Genomic DNA, 17,932 nt, shown 5'->3' on the forward strand with positions numbered 1-17,932 from the left:
CAGCAATGATTGATGATCCGGTGAGCGCAGCGGTGCCGCTGTGGGTGATCGACGGCAACAACGTGATGGGTTCGGCCGCCGACGGCTGGTGGAACGACCCTGCCGCTGCTGCGGCACGGCTGGCCGAACGGGTTGGGCGCTGGGCCCGGTCGACCGACGCCTCGCTGGTGCTGGTGTTCGACGGGGCACCCAACGACGCGATCTCTGCAGCGGCCGGCGGCAACCTGGAGGTGCTGTTTGCCCGCCGGAAGGGTCGTGATGCGGCCGATGACCGCATCGTCGAGGAGGTGGCGGCCCGCTACGCCGAACATCCCCAGACCACCGTGGTCACGTCCGATCGCGGGCTGATTGCCCGTCTGCCCCCCGGCGTGATCACTGCGGGTGCCGGGCGGTTTTTGCGTTCGCTCACCGAGTTGTAGGTACTCGTAGAGGTCGGTACGGCTTCAGGGAAGAGCGGCACCGAAGGCCAGTGCCATTCGAACCAGGCGTCCTTGACCGCCCGTCATTTCTCCACCGAGTGCCACCGAGATCGCCTCCTCCGGGGTCACCCACGCAAGGTCGAGCGCGTCCTGAGATGGCGAGCACGGCCCGTCGACCGGAACGACGTAGGCCAGGCTGACTGCGTGCTGGCGAGGATCGTGAAACCCGGTGATCTCGTGGTCGGGGAAATACTCGACCACCGTGAAGGGCACCACCGACACCGGTAGCAGCGGCTCTGCGTCCGGGCCCAGGTCCTTGGCCAGATGCCGCAACAGTGCGTCTCGCACCCGTTCGCCGAAGAGCACCCGGCCCGACACCACGGCGCGGCTCATCGAACCGTCGGGCAGCATGCGCAGCAGCAGGCCCACCTCGACCACCTCGCCCACTGGGTTCACCCGCACGGGCACCGCGTCGACGTACACCATGGGCACCGAATCGCGCGCCGCACCCAAACGTTCCGGGCTGAGCCACCCCGACTCGGCCAACGGGCTGCCATGAGCCGAGGGGTGGATCACATCCACCTCCTTGAACGAACCGCCGTCACGAACCGCACCTTCGTTCACAGCTCCGGGGAGTCCTCGAAGACCTGATCCCGGTCCTCCTCGATGAGTTCCAAAACCTCCTCGTCGGCGGGCATGACCGCCGGTGCGGCTTGCTGGTGCGGTTCGACTGCATCTTGCGCCAAAAGGTCGGGCACCTCGGTCAGGCCCAGTTCCTCCCGAACAGAACGCACCACCTCGGCGTCGTCGAGGAGTCCGGGCTCGAAGTCGTCCTCCAAGACGAAGTACTCGACTGCACCACGCAGAAGTGCACGTTGGTCGTCGTCGAGCTCCTCGGCGTGATCCAGCAGCGCAGAGATCTGCTTGGCCAACCGGTGGGCACGCGCCGACTCCGGGCTGGCCTCCAATTCGGCCAGTCTGGTGGCGACGCGTTCGCGCAGTTCGGGGATCTGGGAGACCATCAGGTCATCGGCCAACATCCTGGCTCGGGCGAGTGCAACTTCGGTGGGCATGGGTGCTCCTGAGTCGGGCCACGCGCTGGCCTCAGTGGTACCCGCAGTGCGTCCAGCGCATACGGAGATCTCCAGTTTGTCACGACCGAGGTGGCACGCGTCGCTGTTGCGGGCAGTCTGTTGGGATGCCTGAGGGTGACACTCTGTACAAGGCGGCTGCGCGCCTCGCCCCGGCACTCGTCGGTCGGGAACTGACGCGGTTCGAGGCCCCCCGGCTGCAGGGCCTTCGGCCGCGTCCGGGCGAACGGATTGAGTGGGTGAGGTCTCGGGGTAAGCACCTGCTCATCGCATGCGCCGGGGGGCTGGTGGTGGAAACCCACCTGCAGATGGCAGGGACGTGGCAGCTGGTGCGCACCGGGGACCGGTGGCCACGTCCCGCCCACCTGCTGCGGTGCCGTCTCGATGTCGACGGGTGGCAGGCGTTGTGCTTCTCGGCCCCTCAGGTCCGTACCTGGCCGGCAGCCGACGTGGACACTCACCGTTCGCCGTTGGCTCACCTGGGGCCGGACCTGTGTCGGGTCGACGCCGACCTGGACGCAGTCGTGGGGTTGATGTCCCGATTGGTGGGACCGACCGATGTCGTGGGCGACGTCTTGTTGGACCAGCGCATGTTCTGCGGGGTCGGCAACGTCTACCGAAACGAGGTGTGTTGGGCTTTGAGGCTGCACCCCACCACGCCGATGACGCAGCTCGACGACCCCATGCGAAAACGCTCGGTGGCAACATCGGCCCGGCAACTTCGCTCAAACCTGGGCGCCGGGCCGAGGCGGACCGTGCGTGGAGGGCTGGCGGTCTACGACCGGGCCGGGGCACCGTGTCGACGATGCCAGAGTCGCGTCCAGACGGGTCGCAGCGGCCTCGGTGATCGGGTGACGTTCTGGTGTCCGTCCTGTCAGCCGACACACCGGTAACCCCCTGTGTCGTTACCCTGACACGGTGACGTACGTGACCGTTGAGGAATCCCGGCCGCTCCGATCGTTGAGGCATCGAGCCGTTTTCGGACTGCTGGCCGTGGGTGCCCTCCTCGTTGCCGGATGCGGGGGTGGTGATCCCACCGGAGCCGGATCGGCCGCCACCGCCGATCAAGGTGGCGCGCCACTGGCGGATGAGGCGACGAGTTCGTTGCTGCTCACCAAGGTCGTCGACGGCTCCGAGGTGGCCCTGGGTGACGCGGTGGCAAGCGACCGGCCCACGTTGCTGTGGTTTTGGGCACCGCATTGACCGGCGTGTCGGGCTGAGGCGCCCGAGATCGAGCAGTTGGCTCGAGATCATGGGAATGAGTTGAAGGTGGTGGGGTTGGGCACCCAGGACAGCCTCCCGGAGGCCAAAGAGTTCCAGGAGGAGTTCAACATCAGCTCCACCGAGCTCCTTTGGGAGGACGGGTTCGATTCGTGGCAGGCCTTGGGTATCAGCGCCCAGCCGGCCGGCATCCTGCTCGACGCCGATGGCGAGGTGGTGCGGTCGTGGCAGGGGCCGGTGCCGCCTGACGAGGTGCTGGCCGCCCTGGCCTGAACTGCTGGTTCGTCGGCTGCAACCGCTGCCCTACCGAGCGACGGCGTGCCGAAACGCATGGGTCGGATGGGTCGCAGATCGAGTTGCTTGACCTACCCGTTTCCCCTGGGTTTTCGTTACGTGTTCGGTACACTCGCCTCAGCGTTTTCCAAGAGGAACCGCTGAGGCGAACCACCCTGGCGGGACGGCGAACATGACATTTACCATCGGCGCGCGGGCGCCGGATTCTGTTGATCGGCTGGTCGACTTCGACTTTGATACGCGGCCGTTGCGTCCCTCCGGCTTTGGCGCCAAGGTTTCGTTGGCGACAGCCGATTCGATCACGATGCTGGTGACCTCCCTCCTGGTGATGGGATTGGTTGCCTGCTTCGGTGACTGGGGGCCGACCTCCTGGCGCAATCATCTGCTGGTGTTGGGCATCTCAGTGCCCATCTGGCCCACCGTGTTTGTGCAGCACAAGCTGTACACCACCCGCTTTGTCACCCGGCTTTTGGACGAGACGCGGCGAGTGACACACGCCATCTTCATCGGCGTCGTCGCATTGGTGGTCGTCGCGTCGCTGGCAAAGCTGGACGTTTCGCGGGCCTATCTGGTGGGGCTGCTGGTACTGGGCAACGTGTTCCTTGTCTCAGAAAGGTTTGCGGCGCGTCGGATCTTTGCCCGTCGCCGCTCGGGTGGGGCGTCGATGAAGCGGGTGCTGGTGGTGGGCACCAGCACGGAGGCGGTCGCGCTGCATCAGATGTTCAAGGTCGAGAAGCACCTGGGTTATGAGGCGGTGGCCTTCGTTGACGACGATCTGGGTGCCTCCCCTGAGATCGACGGCATTCCGGTGTTCCGAGACATTGAGGACCTGGTCCCGCTTGCGGATGCCACGTCGGCTCAGGGCGTCGTTATCGCTGCGACGGCGCTGAGCCTGGAACGATCCAACCATCTGGTGCGTGAGCTGTCCGAGGCCGGGTTGCACGTCGAGATCACCTGGCCCTTGCGCGACATCGCTTCGCACCGTCTCACGGTTCGGCCGCTCGGCCGCTTCCCCGTTGCGTATGTGGAGCCGGTGGCCCGCTACGGGTGGCGTCGAGTGGCAAAGCGAACGTTCGACCTGCTGGTGGCCGGCACGGGCCTGATCGTGGTCTCGCCCGTGCTGGCGGCTGCTGCGATCGCGGTGAAGCTCACCTCGCCCGGGCCGGTGCTGTTTCGTCAAACCCGGGTTGGTCAGTACGCCAGACCGTTTGAGGTGCTCAAGCTGCGCACGATGGTGCTTGACGCCGAGGCCCGCCTGGCGGCCCTCGGCGAGTTGAACGAGGCCGATGGTCCCATGTTCAAGATGGCACACGATCCCCGGATCACTCGGGTTGGCGGGTTTCTGCGGCGCACCTCCCTTGACGAACTCCCGCAGCTGTGGAACGTCGCGCGGGGCCAGATGAGCCTGGTCGGCCCTCGCCCGGCGCTGCCGTCCGAGATGGTCGAGTGGGACTCGGAGTTGTACAACCGCCTCCGGGTCAAGCCCGGCATCACCGGCATGTGGCAGGTGAACGGCCGCAGCGGGTCGTCGTTCGCCGACTATCAGCGCCTGGACCTGTATTACGTCGACAACTGGTCGATCCTGGTGGATGTCGGGATTTTGGCAAAGACCTTGCCCGCCGTGTTGTCGTCGAGGGGTGCCATGTAGCGAGGTTCGCTACCGTGCCGCATGGCAGATGACAACGCGGTGGTGGATGGAAGCGCTGTTCGGGTGGATGCGGGCGGCTGGGGGTTGACCTGGGCCGCCGATGATGCAGGGTGTCTGCGTCAGGTGGGCCTTGGGCCGGAGGGTGCCACGGCCCAACTCGGCGAGATCCCCCTTGCCCTGTTCCCCGACGCCTACCCGACCTATGGGGGAGGGGACGCCCTCCGCCCGCCCGCCCTGCGAATCACCCACGCCGACGGCAGCCTCACCACCCGGCTGGTGGTGGAGCACGTGTCCCGCATGGTGGAGCCGGGCGGTGAACACGTGACGATGAGATGCCGCGATGAGCGCTTCCACCTGCACGTCGAGCATCACCTGCGTACCCATCCGGCGTCGGGTGTGCTGGAGCAGTGGGTGGAGATCCTTCACGAGGAGCCGGGCCCGGTACGGCTGATGAGCTACGACTCGATGTCTCCGTTGCTCCTTGCAAGCCCTGACGCAGAGGTGGTGCAGTTTGTTGGCGGCGGTTGGGCCGATGAGTGGCGTTGGAACGAAGAGGGCTTGTCACCGGGTACCAAGTCGTTGGCGAGCTTCGGTGGGGTGCAACCCCACCTGCAGGCTGCACCGATGCTGTTGTTATCACCGTCTGGGCCTGGTTCCGAGCGGTCTGGGGACTCGTTGGGGTGTTCCATCCAGTGGGGGGGCAACACCAGGTTCGACCTGGATGTGCGGCCGAAGGGCGACCTCGCGGCGCCGTCAGAACTGCGTTTGCGCTGTGGGGCAAACCCGCTTGGTGCCGAGTACCTGCTGGATCCCGGTGTGCGGTTTGTTGCTCCAGCGGTCGCATGGACCTGGGCGACGACCGGTCGGGCGGAGGTGACGCGCCGCTTCCACATCTGGACCCGGGAGCGGGTTCTGCGCGACCCCAACCGGGTTCGGCCAGTGGTTGCGAACAACTGGGAGGCCACCTTCTTCGACTTCGACGAGGCACGCATTCTTGATCTGATCGATCAGTCCGGCGAGCTTGGCGCCGAAGTGTTTCTGCTGGACGACGGATGGTTTGGTACCAACCATCCCCGTGACGATGACACCGCAGGGCTTGGTGACTGGGATGTCGACCGGGCAAAGCTTCCCAACGGCCTGGCGCCACTCGCCGACGCAGCCGCCGCCCGTGGCCTGCGCTTTGGTATCTGGGTGGAGCCGGAGATGGTGAACCCGCTCAGCGAGTTGTATGTCGACCATCCCGACTGGGTGGTGCGGGACAGCCGAGAGCCCGCCGAGCACCGCAACCAGTTGGTCCTCGACCCGCTGATCGACGAGGTGCGGGAGTTTGAGGCGTCGGTGGTCGACCGGGCACTGTGCGACCCGGGCATCAGCTACGTGAAATGGGACGCCAATCGGCCGATCACCGACCCGGGATCGACCCAACTGGGGCCAGACCGGCAGGCGAACCTGTGGGTCGATCAGGTGCATGCCACCTGGGCGGTGATGGACGAGGTGGTGCGACGCCACCCGGAGGTCGAGCTGATGCTGTGCGCCTCAGGTGGTGGCCGTACCGATCACGCCACACTCCGTCGCTTTCATGAGTTTTGGACGTCCGACAACACCGATCCGGTGACCCGGGTGCGCATGCAATGGGCCTGCTCGCACTTCTTTCCTGCCGCTGCGATGGCGGCGCACGTGACCCGTTGGGGAGGTCGGCCAATTCATTTTGGGTGCGCCGTGGCGTTGTCTGGCCGGTTTGGCCTCGATCTCGACCTGTTGGCGCTCAGCTCCGATGAGTGGGCCGCATGTCGCTCAGCGGTGGCGTTGGCCAAGCGCACCCAACGCCTGGTGCAGCAGGGCCGGCTGGTGCGTCTGGTTTCGCCGATGGATCGCGCCGATCGTTCTCGTGCCGCACTTGCCTGTATCGATCCTGGCAGCGACGAGACGGTGTTGTTCGCCTACCAGCTGGAGGCATCAAACAGGCCGGGCCCGTCGCTGATGCTGGACTGGTTGGATCCTGACGCGACCTACACGGTGACCGAGACCGATCTGGCTGTGGCGGGTGGGGCCGCGGTCACCCAACGATCAGGGCGCGAGCTGATCGACGGGTTGGATTGGCAGCTCACCGAGCCTGAGACGGCCAGAGTCTGGGAGATCACACCCGTTCGGGGATGACCCTGGCGATGGTGGCGGCCGATTTGTAGGCCAGTTCGGCCGCACCCAACTCGTCGGGCCGGAGCAGGTTGGCCATGATCGCCAGCACCCACTCCATCAGTGTGCGGCTGCGCATCCCAACACGGGTCAACTCCCGCATCAGTACGGGACGGCCGATGATCTTGGCGAAGAGCCGGGCGACCTTGAAGTACAGCCCGTACTCCTCGTCGAGGAGCGACGGGTACCGTTGCAGCGGAATGGCCGAGCCGCCCTCGATGCACTCTCGCAGCAGTCGGGCGGCCATGCGTCCGGTCTCGTAGGCGTAGTCGATGCCTTCACCGTTGAACGGGTTGATCGAACCGCCGGCGTCGCCAACCACCAGCCAGTTGGGACCGACCTTGGGGTTGACCGAGCTTCCCATCGGCAGGCGGCCGCCGGTGGGTGCGGCGATGGGAGCGGTGGGATCGATGCCCCAGTAGTCGGGCAGGGTGTGGGCCCATTCGGTCATCAGGTGGCTGGTGTTCACCGACTTGAAGCCCGAAAACGTGGACAGCAATCCGATGCCCACGTTGATGGTGCCGTCCCCGACCGGAAAGATCCAGCCATAACCGGGCACCGAATTGCCTTGTCGGTCGCGCACATCCAGCGCAGATTCGATCCACGGTTCGTTGTGCAGCGGGCTTTCGAAGTAGCCACGAATGGCCATGCCCATGGGCATGGCCCGATTGCGTGCGGTGCCGATGGCCCGGCCGAATCGGCTGTTGGCGCCGTCGGCGATCACCACGAAGTCGCTTCGCAGCTCGTAGGTCTGTCCCGAGGCCTTGTGCTTGACGGTGGCGCCCATCAACTGGCCACCCTCCATGATCGGAGCGACCGCCTCGGTGCCGGTCAGCAGCACGGCACCCTGGGTGACGGCATTGTTGGCGACGAAGTTGTCGAGGTCGCAGCGCCGCACCACGTAGCCGTAGTTGGGGTGAATCGGATGGTCGGGCCAGGCGAGTTCCAGCGTGCGGCCGTGGGCAACGGTGCGCAACCCGTCGTACTTGTGAAACTCCTCGAGCTTGGAGGCCAGACCCATGTCCTGAAGCTGGGTGACCGCTCTTGGGGTCAGGCCGTCACCGCAGGTCTTTTCGCGGGGAAAGTCCTTCTTTTCCACTATTGCGACATCCACCCCGGCTTTGGCCAGCCAGTAACCGGTTGCCGCCCCGGCAGGGCCACCGCCGATCACCAACACACTGTGACGCCGGCCGCCCTCCCGGGGGATGGCATCGAGATGCGCTGTGTCGCCCACCGATGGTGTTTCAGGCGTGGGAGTGCCGTCCGCAACGTCCTGCGGGGTAAGCGTGGCGGTCATGGGATGCTCCAGGCGTCGGGGGAGTGCTCAGCCTGCCTCGGCGGGCGAGTCGAACGCGGTCACTCGACCGGTGGCTCGGCCTCCCAGGCGTCGAGCACCTCGGTGAACTCGGCCTGCTTGTCGGCGAGCAGCGGATCGTCGAGGATCGGCTTCCAGTCGTCGATGTTGAACTCCTCGCCCGATTGGGTGCTGCGTTCGTGCAGGACCACGGTGAGGAGTTCGTCGCCGGTCAGGCTGTTCCACGCCGGCATGCCGCCGGCGCCAACGTCCTTGTTGCCGGCGCCGTACGTGGCGCCCACCTGGCTCTTCCAGCCCTCGGAGCCCAGGAACACCCACTTCACCTGATCAGACGCCTTTGGGAAGGTTGCGAGTACCGCGCCGCCCGCCATCGCGGGTCCGCTTCCGCCGCCACCGCTTGCTCCGTGACATCCCGCACAGTTGGTGCCGTAGACCTGGGCGCCTTCGGCGAGAGGGGTGAGCTCGTCCGAGGTGGGCACGTCGTTGGTGAAGGCGAAGATCAGGGCCCAGAGGGGAAGTCCCACCAGCATCACCTGTGCGAAGGCGGGCACCTTGCGGCGACGCTTTGCTGCGGCCACCCAAGGAAGGTCGGGCTTTGGTGGCTTCGGCGGCGCAGGTGGAGCGGCGGCCGGAATTGGTGCAGGGGATGCCGCCGAGGAGGTGGCGGGCTGAGCCGTCGCCGTCGGCACGGGGGTGGCGGCTGCGTCGCCTCCGCCGTCGCCACCCAGGCCGAGGGCGGATCGGCGTTCGCGGCTGCGGGCCAGCAGGTGTTCGGGAATCTCGGTCACGGTGGGCCATGTTAGGACCGGTTCCAGAGTCCCACCAATACAGCAGATGGCTGAGAGCGCCAGACGCCATGCCTCGGAGGTGGCGCCGCCGGACGGCTCCGGGCGCCATCTGGTGCGGCGGACGCCCACGGTGGTAGACCGACGGGCCATACGTCAGCGCCAACGGTGCTCTTGTGAGACGATTCACGAAGAGCGTCACCGATCGCTAACATGGCCTCGCGCCATCCCTGTCCCACCTCGTTGAACCCCCACCCTGCCGAACAAGGAGCATCAGTGGTTGCATTCATCTCCACCATCGTGATCCTGGTGCTGCTGATCGCTCCGGTGTTTCCGTACGCCAAGCGTCGACCCGAGGGCACGCCGCTGACCTGGGGCGAGGCGATGGTCGGCGCCACCTATGTCTTCTTCGTGTTCTTCTGGGCCTACGCGGTGGTTCCCCACCAGTGGCTGACCTACGCCGATGCAGAACTGGGATGGCGTTCCGACCTGGTGTGGATCGGGCCCAAGGGAACGCTGCTCACGTGGTTCCCGATCGATATTCCGGCCGTGGTGGCCCGCGATGTCATCGCCACCCTCATCTATGTGGTCGGACTCGGGTTCAACATTTGGATCTGGGCCTGGTGGCAGAATCGTTCCCAGCGCGAGACCAAGCCGGTGCCCGTGTCCACGTACGGTCGTCCGCTGGTGAAGAAGGCATGACCTCATGGCCGTGACCGACGCCAATCCACCACTTCCCGAGTTCGTTGACGACTACGTGCTCCAGGAGGTCGACGCCGACTACCTGGGTCGGGCCGTCAAACCCAAGCAGTTCATTCACATCGATCAGTCCGAGTGCATCCTCTGCGAGGGTTGCGTGGACATCTGTCCGTGGAAGTGCATCCACCTGGTCACCCCGAATGCCATCGAAGAGGCAATCGACACCGAACAGCCCGGCCAGGATCCCTCCGACCAGGTGATGTTCCTTATTGACGATGACGTGTGCACGCGTTGCGCACTCTGCGTTGACCGATGCCCGACCGGCGTCATCATCCTCGGCAAGATCGGGGCTCCCGCCGCCGGCGGCGACCAACATCAGCGAACCAACGCCCATGGCTACGGCTATGGGATGCGGTTGGGCTGAACACCAACGACGACTGAGATCAGGGAGACCTTCGTGGCAAAGACCATGTCCTCCGGCGGCAATCAAAAGCTCCAAGAGCGGATGACCAAGCTGTGGGCCGACACCCAGGGTTCCCAGGCGTGGAACTCCATCTTCCGCCCGGGCTCAATTTTTCGAAAGGGCTACTCCGACAGCCCGAGGAACCGCAGCTATGTGGTGATGAACTCGGTGCTCTATCACCTGCACCCTGTGAAGGTGAAGCGTCACGCCGTCAAGGTCAGCTACACACTGTGCCTCGGAGGCCTCAGCTTTTTCCTCTTCATCCTGCTGACGGTGACCGGCATCTTCCTGATGTTCTTCTACCGTCCCACCGCCGCTCAGGCCTGGGGCGACATCTACCAGCTTCAGACTTCGGTCACGTTCGGCCTGCTGGTGAGAAACATGCACAGGTGGGGCGCTCACCTCATGGTGTTGTCGGTCTTCCTGCACATGGCACGTGTCTTCTACCACGGCGCGTACAAGGCGCCCCGTGAGTTCAACTGGGTGATTGGCGTCATCTTGTTGACCCTGACCCTGCTGCTCAGCTTCACCGGCTACCTGTTGCCGTGGGACCAGCTGGCGCTGTGGGCCGTGACGGTGGGCACCAACATGATGGGCTATACCCCGGTGTTTGGTCAGCAGGTGCGCTTCGTGCTGCTGGGTGGGGGCGAGATCGGCTCCAATACGCTGCTTCGATGGTACGTATTGCACGTATTATTCTTCCCATTCGTCACGGTCATCTTCATGGCCATTCACTTCTGGAGAGTCCGCAAGGACGGCGGCATCTCCGGGCCGCTGTAGGGAAGGGATCCACACATGACCGAAGTTCCCGAACATCTCCTGAAGCGGGCACAGGCTGCCCGCGACAAGGCCAAGGCCGAAGCGCCCGCCCCTGCCGCAGACGCAGGCGGCGCCGCCGAGCCTGCGGGCGACCCGCGTATTCCAGCGCATTTGCTGGAGCGATCGAAGGCGGCCAAGGCGAAAAAGGCGGGTGGCGAGCAGGCGGCCGCAGCGGTTGCCACCACCGGTGGTGGCACGGCTGTAGCCACGGCCCCTCCGCCCGGTCCACCTACTGCTGCCGGCCCTGGTGGGCACACGCAGCGCCTGCTGACCGTGGTGAAGTCAGGTTCGATCCAGGACGTCAAGGCCAAGCCGATCGATAAAGTGCACACGTGGCCGCACCTGCTGATCATCGAGTTTGTCGCAGCGCTTCTCGTCACGGCGTTTCTGTTGATCTTTTCGTGGGTGGTCAATGCGCCGCTGCAGGACCTGGCCAACTTCAACTCGACGCCCAACCCGTCCAAGGCGCCCTGGTATTTCCTCGGGCTCCAGGAACTGCTGACCATGTTTCACCCGATGGTGGCCGGGGTGACCATTCCAGGCATGGGTATCTTCCTTCTGATCCTGGCGCCTTACATCGACAAGAATCCGTCGAACAAGCCGGAGTTCCGCAAGTTCGCGATCGCGCTCATGACCGTGCACTTGATGTTCTGGGGGGTGCTGACCATCATCGGTTCGTTCTTCCGGGGCCCGGGCTTCAACTTCACGCTGCCATGGCGTGACGGCATCTTCTTCGAGTTCTAAGCCAGGGTCCCCATCATCGACAGCCCTGAAGCCATCCAGAGAAAGCGAGTGACGCCATGGGCGTAGTACTAATCGCAATCATCATCTTGGTCGTCTTGGCAGCCGTCATGGTGTTGGCGACGGCGCTGCGACGCAACGGCGACCGGGCCATCGGCGATGTCAGTGGTGAGACGCTGCGTTCGGACCGTCGTGGTCGCAAGGCAAAGCACGAGCAGGGGATCCCGGCGGGTCGAATGGTCGAGCAAAGCGCCGAGATCGAGCGAATCAGCAAGGATCTCGTGCCGTCCTCCAAGGGAGAGGTGGCCGTGTTCACCCCGCCCGACCCCGAGACGATCGGCGTCAACCGCCGGCAGTTCCTCAACCGGTCGGCGGTCACGCTGACAGCCTTCAGCGCTGCAACCTTCGGCGCGGCGTCCTTGGTCGCCTACCTGTGGCCGACCGGATCCAGCGGGTTCGGCTCGAAGATCAACATGGGCAAAATCGCCGACCTGGAGTCAGCCATCGACAGCGGTGGAGGTTTCCTGTACAAGCCCGAGGCTCGGGCATGGTTGGTGCGCTACCCCCCCGCCGCGCTCCAAAAGGCTCGTTCCGTGTACAGCGCCCCGGAGTTGGCGGGCATGGAGGACGGGTTGTTGGCCCTGTACCAAAAGTGTCCGCACCTCGGCTGCCGCGTGCCCGAGTGCGGTACGTCCAAGTGGTTCGAATGCCCCTGCCACGGCAGTCAGTACAACCAGGTTGGCGAGAAGAAGGGCGGTCCTGCGCCTCGGGGTATGGACCGCTTCGCCATGGAGGTGACCGGCGGCAACTTTATCGTCAACACCGGCGCCATCATCGAGGGCCCTCCCATCGGCACCAACACGACCGGCCAGGAGGCCGAGGGCCCACACTGCATCGGCGCCGCCGTCGAGCACTGATTTTGCGCAGCGAGGTCCGCTGCCAACAGGCTGTCCCTGATTCCCCTCACGAGCACGAAAGCACTCACACATGACGATGCTGCTAGCCCAGCAGACGACGCAACGATCTATCGGCCTCATTGTGCTGGTAATCGTCGCGCTCGGCGGCGTGGCCTACCTGGTGATCTCGGCACGCAAGGGTCGGGCGGAGGTCGGTTCCGAACTCGAACTGGCCGCCAACCGCAAGCCGTACCTCGACGATGATGAGCTTGAGACCACGAAGCTCGACCGGTCCCTCTTGGCAGCCGTCGGCCTGCTCCTGCTGATCGCAGTGGCCTTGCCGCTGTACTGGTTGGCAGAGCCGGGCCGTCAGGCCGGGGCGGTCAAGGCGTTCGACGAAAAGTTCGTCGAAGCTGGGAGCGTCATCTACACCGAAACCGCTCAGTGCGTCAACTGTCACGCAGCTGAGGGCGTGGGCGGTGTGGCCTCGTTCGTGGTCACCAACGAGAACGGCGACTTTGTCGACCAGGTGCAGTGGAATGCCCCGGCGCTCAACACGGTGCTGTGGCGCTTCTCCGTTGAGGAAGTGCGCTACGTCCTCGACTATGGACGACCCGGTACGCCGATGGCGGCCTGGGGACTGCCTGGTGGTGGCCCCCTGACCGAGCAGCAGATCGACCAGATCATTGATTATCTCTGGTCGGTGCAGCTCACGCCGCAAGAGATGACCGCTGAGGTGGACGATGCGGTCAAGCAGGTGGATGCAGGTCTGGCCAAGCGGATGGTTGATGTTCGCGCTGAGAACGTGACGAAGGCCAAAGCGTTCAGCAAGGCCGCCGGTACCCAGAAGACCGTTGCCGACCTGCCGGTCGAGAAGGCCGTGGCGGGTGCCTCGAAGGAGAACGATGCCTTTGTCACGTCACGCCTGAACGAAGCGGACGAGTTGCAACTGGGCGAGATCCTCTTCAACCTGCCGACGGCAAGTGGCGCGTACAACTGCGCACGGTGCCACGTTCCCGGCGCCGCCTATGGGCAGGCCGGCAAACCTTTCGAAAAGCTTGAATACGGAGCCATGGGGCCAAGGTTGCAGGGGATCGAAACCAGGTCCACGCCGCGTGAGCACTTCGAGTTCATCATGTCCGGGTCTGAGAACGGCGTGAAGTACTTCAGCCGTTCCATCGGCTCTGGCAAGATGCCCGGCTTCGGCCTCAATCCAAATGCCGATGCCGAGGGCGTGCCGCAACTGGGCCCACTGGGTATGTACGACCCGGCGCAGGTCTGGTCGATCGTCACGTACGAACGCAACCTCGACCGCATCCCAAGCGCCAACCCGGATAAGGCGCCCCAAGCTTCACCTGACGATCTGGCGGTCGTGAACACCGAGCCACCTCAGGACGCTGCGCCAACCATTGAGGCTGCGCCGGCCCCGGGCGGCGAGCCCGGACCGACCACCGAACCCAACCAAGAGGGCTGATCCATGTTCTCGCTGATCGCTGCGATCACCTTCGACCCGACCATCCGCGGCATCCTTGTGGTTGCCGTTGCGGTCACCGTGCTACCCGGATCGATCTTTATGATCGTCTCCACAAATACCGGCGTGAAGCTGGGCATTTTGATCACCCTTGCTGGTCTCTTTGGCTGGATGTTCCTCATGAGCTCGGTGTGGTGGATGTATGGCATCGGCTTGAAGGGGCGCGATCCGTCCTGGCAGGCGATCGAAGTCAACATGTCCAGGGACAACGAGCCAAAGACCGATGGGGTGGGCTCGCTTCCCAGAGAGGAAGACCTGCCGGACCCGCTGGAACTACTGAACCGCTATCCGGATATCAAGGCCGAGGCGATGAAGGATCCAGCGTTTAAGGCGCTGGTCGATGGGCAGTCCACCGAGCACCGCCTCACGCTGACCAAGGTGGTCTCGCTCGATTCGCAAATCCGCGATGACCTCAACGAGGAACTCGGGGGCTGGCGCATCCTGTCCGAACAGGACACCCGACGTGGTGAGACCACTGCGGCGGCGGATTCAGTCCTTGCCTCGGATCGGTCCACCAGCCTGACCGGCTTCACCGGCACTGCCGACTACTTCGTCGAGGACGTGTTCTACCTCGGTGGCAAGCCGGCGGACGAGCCGATCCTGCCCGGGGACGAGCAGTCCCTGATCAGTCAGGGCTGGACGCGGTTCCTCTCGATCTTTGAAGTGAAGCACCCCGAGTTGTACTCGGTGGTGACTCTTCGGCAGGCCAAGAACTTTGAGGTCGACCCTGCCAAACCCCCACCGCCCACGCAGCCTCGCACCGACGTCGATGCCATCTCGGTGGTTCAACTGCGCAACCTTGGTGATAAGCGGTTCGTGCCGTTCCTGTTCACCATCGTGACCTTCGTGCTCTTCGTGTCTTTCGCCTACCTGCTGCATCATCGAGACAAGGTGGAGATGGCGATGGTGGAAGCACACGAGAAGGAGAAGAGCTAACCATGGGCCAGTTCCTTCCGGTGCTGGCCCTGGTGGTGCTCGGTGCGCTGTTTGCGGGTGTCTCGTCGCTTATGGGCAGGCTGCTGAACCCGCCCCAGCCCAATCCACGAAAGAACGCTCCTTACGAGTGCGGCATTGTGGATCAGGTCGATACGCCGTCACGCTTTCCAGTGAAGTTCTATCTGGTCGCCATGATCTTCATCGTCTTCGACATCGAGATCATCTTTCTCTTCCCATTTACTCAGATCTTCAAGGAACTGGGGGGCTTTGGCCTGGGTGACATCTTGCTGTTTTCAGCCACGCTGTTTATCCCGTTCCTGTTCCTTGTTTCCAACGGGGCGTTGGACTGGGGCCCGCTGAAGCGGCGTGGTCACTCCGACATTCGGGTTGGAGCCCATCGGACCACCAACACCACCGTGCGCAGGGTTGGCACCGAGGGTCGAGAGGCCGCATGAGCGACAAACTGACGTTTCGCAACGACGGTATTGCCGGACTGGAACACAACTTCCTGACAGGAAAGTTGGAGGATCTGGTGCAGTGGACACGTACCCGTTCCTCCTGGCCGGCCACCTTCGGCCTCGCCTGCTGTGCCATCGAGATGATGGCCACAGGCGGCAGCCATTACGACCTGGCTCGATACGGCATGGAGGTGTTCCGGGCGTCTCCCCGGCAGGCCGACATCATGATCGTTGCCGGTCGGGTGAGCCAGAAGATGGCCCCTGTCCTTCGCGAGATCTATGACCAGATGATGAACCCCAAATGGGTCATCTCCATGGGTGTGTGTGCGTCCACCGGCGGCATGTTTAACAACTATGCGCTGGTTCAGGGCGTTGATCAGGTGGTGCCGGTCGACGTCTACGTGCCCGGTTGCCCGCCCGGACCCGAAACGCTGATGCACGGCATCGAAACCCTCCACGCGTCGATCCGCGCCGGAGAGATCCTGGGCCGACGAGAGCGATACAACGGTGGAGCCAACATTCATATCGATGGGCCCAACCTGCCGCAGGCCGTCACCGTGGCCCCCCGTTCATGAGCGACAGCGCCTCGACCTCTCATCTCGATTGCCCGGTTGCGGGGACGGGCCGGCAACAGGTGATCTTCGTGCCCCGTGATCGCCTTCTCGAGGTGGCCAACGCCTTGCGCTCCGAGGGCTACTGGATGTGTGTCGACCTGTGTGGAGTCGACTATTTGTTGCACTTCGACCGGCAGCTGCCCGTCGAGGTTGTGCCCGAGCGGTTCGAGATGGTGGTCTCGCTGCTCAACCACACCACAGGCACCCGGTTGCGAATGCGCGTGCAGGTTCCCGAAGACGACCTGGCTGTGCCGAGCCTGATCCGCGTGTGGCCGTCGGTCGACTTTCCCGAGCGTGAAATGTGGGACTTCTTCGGCATTGAGCCCCAAGGTCACCCAGGCCTCGATCGCATCCTCATGCCAGACAACTGGGAGGGGCACCCGTTGCGTAAGGACTACGCGGTGGGTGATATCCCCGTGCAATTCAAGGAGGCCTGATGACCGCCATCACACCGACGGCTCCGCCGCCCGAGGCCGACAATGCGGGCGGTACCGATCTGGATCACCTGGACGCGGCCCGCGCCGAACTGCTTGAGGACGCCTACGTACTGCGCATGACCGAGACGCAGGCCGAGCAGCACTCGGGCCTGACCGACGACCAGCACATGATCATGAACCTCGGGCCGCAGCACCCGTCCACCCACGGGGTGTTGCGAGTGGTGCTCGAGTTGGAGGGTGAGATCATTCGTCGCTCCCGTCCGGTGATCGGCTACCTCCACACCGGCATGGAGAAGACCGGCGAACAGCTCACCTACCTGCAGGGCCCCACCAACGTCACGCGCATGGACTATGCAAGTCCGCTCTTTAACGAGACCGTGTTTTCTCTCGCCACCGAGGAACTGCTGGGCATCGAGGTGCCCGAGCGGGCCACCTGGATCCGGACGTTGCTGTGCGAGGTCAACCGGCTCAGCTCCCACATGCTGTTTCTCGCCACCAACGGGATGGACCTTGGCGCCGTCGGCATGATGCTGTATGGCTGGCGCGAACGCGAAGAAACCCTTCGCTTCCTTGAGTTCGTCACCGGACTGCGCATGAACCACAACTTCATCCGCCCGGGCGGTGTAGCGGCTGACCTGCCCGATGGCTGGCAGGCCGAGCTGGAGTCTGTGCTCGACCTCATCCCCGGTCGGCTCCAAGAGTTCGACAAGCTGATGACCGGCCAGCCGATTTGGCGTGAGCGCTTGCAGGGCGTTGGTGTGATCACCGCTGAAGAGGCGGTCACCCTGGGTGCCACGGGCCCCATCCTGCGTTCCACCGGCTACGCATGGGACCTCCGGCGCGAGCAGCCGTACCTGGCCTACGAGCAACTCGATTTTGATGTGATCGTCGGCAGTTATGGGGATTGCTTCGATCGATACGCCATTCGAGTGAACGAAATCCGAGAGTCGATCAAGATTCTCCGCCAGTGCATCGACATGATGCCCAAGGGCAACTACAAGGTGCAGAACAAGAAGGTGACCCCGCCGCCCCGGGCCCGAATCGACGAGTCGATGGAAGCGTTGATTCACCACTTCAAGATCTACACCGAGGGCTTCAAAGTGCCCGAGGGCGAGGTCTACTGCGCGGTCGAGAGTCCTCGTGGCGAACTGGGTTGCTACCTGGTGTCGGATGGTTCGGGCACGCCCTATCGAATGCACATTCGAGGACCTTCCTTCCACAACCTGCAGTCGCTCCCGCACCTGATGGGCGACTCGATGATCGCCGACACCGTGGCGATTATCTCGTCCGTCGACCCGATTATGGGCGAGGTCGACCGCTAACTCGCAGGGACGAACCCGTGTTGGGGGCATCAGCGAGACCTGGCGACCGG

General features: G+C 64.2%; 21 protein-coding genes. 17 read left to right on the forward strand and 4 right to left on the reverse strand.

The window, feature by feature from the left end; genetic code table 11:
• Nucleotides 1-5 precede the first annotated feature (5 nt).
• Complete coding sequence (locus tag MPARV_RS0118145) at nucleotides 6-419, forward strand: NYN domain-containing protein (protein WP_051012054.1); 414 nt, start codon at nucleotides 6-8, stop codon at nucleotides 417-419.
• A gap of 24 nt (nucleotides 420-443) precedes the next feature.
• Here MPARV_RS0118145 and MPARV_RS0118150 read toward each other — a convergent pair whose 3' ends face one another.
• Both MPARV_RS0118150 and MPARV_RS0118155 read right to left on the reverse strand, forming a co-directional pair.
• The gene (locus tag MPARV_RS0118150; RefSeq protein WP_202948862.1) at nucleotides 444-992 is read right to left on the reverse strand and encodes a DUF4916 domain-containing protein; all 549 of its coding nucleotides are present in this window, start codon (nucleotides 990-992) and stop codon (nucleotides 444-446) included.
• 47 nt (nucleotides 993-1,039) lie between these two features.
• Complete coding sequence (locus MPARV_RS0118155) at nucleotides 1,040-1,492, reverse strand: hypothetical protein (protein ID WP_020379262.1); 453 nt, start codon at nucleotides 1,490-1,492, stop codon at nucleotides 1,040-1,042.
• A gap of 125 nt (nucleotides 1,493-1,617) precedes the next feature.
• Between MPARV_RS0118155 and MPARV_RS0118160 the strand changes: the two genes are divergently transcribed.
• The 5 genes from MPARV_RS0118160 (at nucleotide 1,618) to MPARV_RS0118180 (ending at nucleotide 6,830) form a co-directional block, all read left to right on the forward strand.
• On the forward strand, nucleotides 1,618-2,403 hold the full coding sequence (locus tag MPARV_RS0118160; RefSeq protein WP_012228972.1) for a DNA-formamidopyrimidine glycosylase family protein: 786 nt from the start codon (nucleotides 1,618-1,620) through the stop codon (nucleotides 2,401-2,403).
• 25 nt (nucleotides 2,404-2,428) lie between these two features.
• Nucleotides 2,429-2,713 carry a hypothetical protein gene (locus MPARV_RS0118165; RefSeq protein ID WP_031279233.1) on the forward strand — a complete coding sequence of 95 codons (285 nt, stop codon included), beginning with the start codon at nucleotides 2,429-2,431 and terminating at the stop codon, nucleotides 2,711-2,713.
• Nucleotides 2,714-2,788: 75 nt separating this feature from the next.
• The gene (locus tag MPARV_RS0118170) at nucleotides 2,789-3,004 is read left to right on the forward strand and encodes a TlpA family protein disulfide reductase (RefSeq protein WP_155852530.1); all 216 of its coding nucleotides are present in this window, start codon (nucleotides 2,789-2,791) and stop codon (nucleotides 3,002-3,004) included.
• A 193-nt stretch (nucleotides 3,005-3,197) separates the two neighbouring features.
• Entirely contained in the window at nucleotides 3,198-4,673 is a 1,476-nt protein-coding gene (locus MPARV_RS0118175; protein ID WP_012228968.1) for a sugar transferase, read from the forward strand.
• Between the two features lie 21 nt (nucleotides 4,674-4,694).
• Nucleotides 4,695-6,830: an alpha-galactosidase gene (locus MPARV_RS0118180; RefSeq protein ID WP_020379264.1), complete on the forward strand. Its 2,136-nt coding sequence runs from the start codon at nucleotides 4,695-4,697 to the stop codon at nucleotides 6,828-6,830.
• Here the strand turns inward: MPARV_RS0118180 and MPARV_RS0118185 are convergent.
• Nucleotides 6,811-8,163 carry a geranylgeranyl reductase family protein gene (locus tag MPARV_RS0118185; RefSeq protein WP_012228965.1) on the reverse strand — a complete coding sequence of 451 codons (1,353 nt, stop codon included), beginning with the start codon at nucleotides 8,161-8,163 and terminating at the stop codon, nucleotides 6,811-6,813. The two genes, MPARV_RS0118180 and MPARV_RS0118185, sit on opposite strands and share 20 nt — an antisense overlap.
• 59 nt (nucleotides 8,164-8,222) lie before the next feature.
• Nucleotides 8,223-8,969 (reverse strand): c-type cytochrome, encoded by a 747-nt coding sequence (locus MPARV_RS0118190; RefSeq protein WP_020379266.1) that lies wholly within the window; start codon nucleotides 8,967-8,969, stop codon nucleotides 8,223-8,225.
• Nucleotides 8,970-9,242: 273 nt separating this feature from the next.
• Here MPARV_RS0118190 and MPARV_RS0118195 point away from each other — a divergent pair, with 273 nt between their 5' ends.
• The 11 genes from MPARV_RS0118195 (at nucleotide 9,243) to MPARV_RS0118245 (ending at nucleotide 17,882) form a co-directional block, all read left to right on the forward strand.
• Complete coding sequence (locus MPARV_RS0118195; RefSeq protein ID WP_012228961.1) at nucleotides 9,243-9,668, forward strand: hypothetical protein; 426 nt, start codon at nucleotides 9,243-9,245, stop codon at nucleotides 9,666-9,668.
• 4 nt (nucleotides 9,669-9,672) lie between these two features.
• Nucleotides 9,673-10,089 carry a 4Fe-4S binding protein gene (locus tag MPARV_RS0118200; protein WP_012228960.1) on the forward strand — a complete coding sequence of 139 codons (417 nt, stop codon included), beginning with the start codon at nucleotides 9,673-9,675 and terminating at the stop codon, nucleotides 10,087-10,089.
• 81 nt (nucleotides 10,090-10,170) lie between these two features.
• Nucleotides 10,171-10,908 carry a selenite/tellurite reduction operon b-type cytochrome ExtP gene (extP, locus tag MPARV_RS0118205; RefSeq protein ID WP_051012058.1) on the forward strand — a complete coding sequence of 246 codons (738 nt, stop codon included), beginning with the start codon at nucleotides 10,171-10,173 and terminating at the stop codon, nucleotides 10,906-10,908.
• A 15-nt stretch (nucleotides 10,909-10,923) separates the two neighbouring features.
• Nucleotides 10,924-11,691, forward strand: a complete 768-nt coding sequence (locus tag MPARV_RS0118210) for a cytochrome b family protein (RefSeq protein WP_020379268.1) — start codon at nucleotides 10,924-10,926, stop codon at nucleotides 11,689-11,691.
• 56 nt (nucleotides 11,692-11,747) lie between these two features.
• Nucleotides 11,748-12,605, forward strand: a complete 858-nt coding sequence (locus MPARV_RS23120) for a QcrA and Rieske domain-containing protein (protein WP_020379269.1) — start codon at nucleotides 11,748-11,750, stop codon at nucleotides 12,603-12,605.
• Between the two features lie 70 nt (nucleotides 12,606-12,675).
• The gene (locus MPARV_RS0118220) at nucleotides 12,676-14,058 is read left to right on the forward strand and encodes a c-type cytochrome (RefSeq protein WP_081582428.1); all 1,383 of its coding nucleotides are present in this window, start codon (nucleotides 12,676-12,678) and stop codon (nucleotides 14,056-14,058) included.
• Between the two features lie 3 nt (nucleotides 14,059-14,061).
• Nucleotides 14,062-15,051 (forward strand): hypothetical protein, encoded by a 990-nt coding sequence (locus tag MPARV_RS0118225; protein ID WP_012228952.1) that lies wholly within the window; start codon nucleotides 14,062-14,064, stop codon nucleotides 15,049-15,051.
• Between the two features lie 2 nt (nucleotides 15,052-15,053).
• Nucleotides 15,054-15,506, forward strand: a complete 453-nt coding sequence (locus MPARV_RS21675; protein WP_012228950.1) for an NADH-quinone oxidoreductase subunit A — start codon at nucleotides 15,054-15,056, stop codon at nucleotides 15,504-15,506.
• Nucleotides 15,503-16,084, forward strand: a complete 582-nt coding sequence (locus MPARV_RS0118235) for an NADH-quinone oxidoreductase subunit B (RefSeq protein ID WP_012228948.1) — start codon at nucleotides 15,503-15,505, stop codon at nucleotides 16,082-16,084. Before MPARV_RS21675 ends, MPARV_RS0118235 begins: the two co-directional genes overlap by 4 nt.
• Before the next feature lie 68 nt (nucleotides 16,085-16,152).
• Nucleotides 16,153-16,560, forward strand: a complete 408-nt coding sequence (locus MPARV_RS0118240; protein WP_235045356.1) for an NADH-quinone oxidoreductase subunit C — start codon at nucleotides 16,153-16,155, stop codon at nucleotides 16,558-16,560.
• A complete protein-coding gene (locus MPARV_RS0118245) occupies nucleotides 16,560-17,882 on the forward strand; it encodes an NADH-quinone oxidoreductase subunit D (protein WP_020379272.1) in 1,323 nt (440 codons plus the stop codon). The genes MPARV_RS0118240 and MPARV_RS0118245 overlap by 1 nt, the downstream gene beginning before the upstream one ends.
• Nucleotides 17,883-17,932 lie beyond the last annotated feature (50 nt).

This window comes from Candidatus Microthrix parvicella Bio17-1 (assembly GCF_000299415.1).
Taxonomy (GTDB): Bacteria; Actinomycetota; Acidimicrobiia; order Acidimicrobiales; family Microtrichaceae; genus Microthrix; species Microthrix parvicella.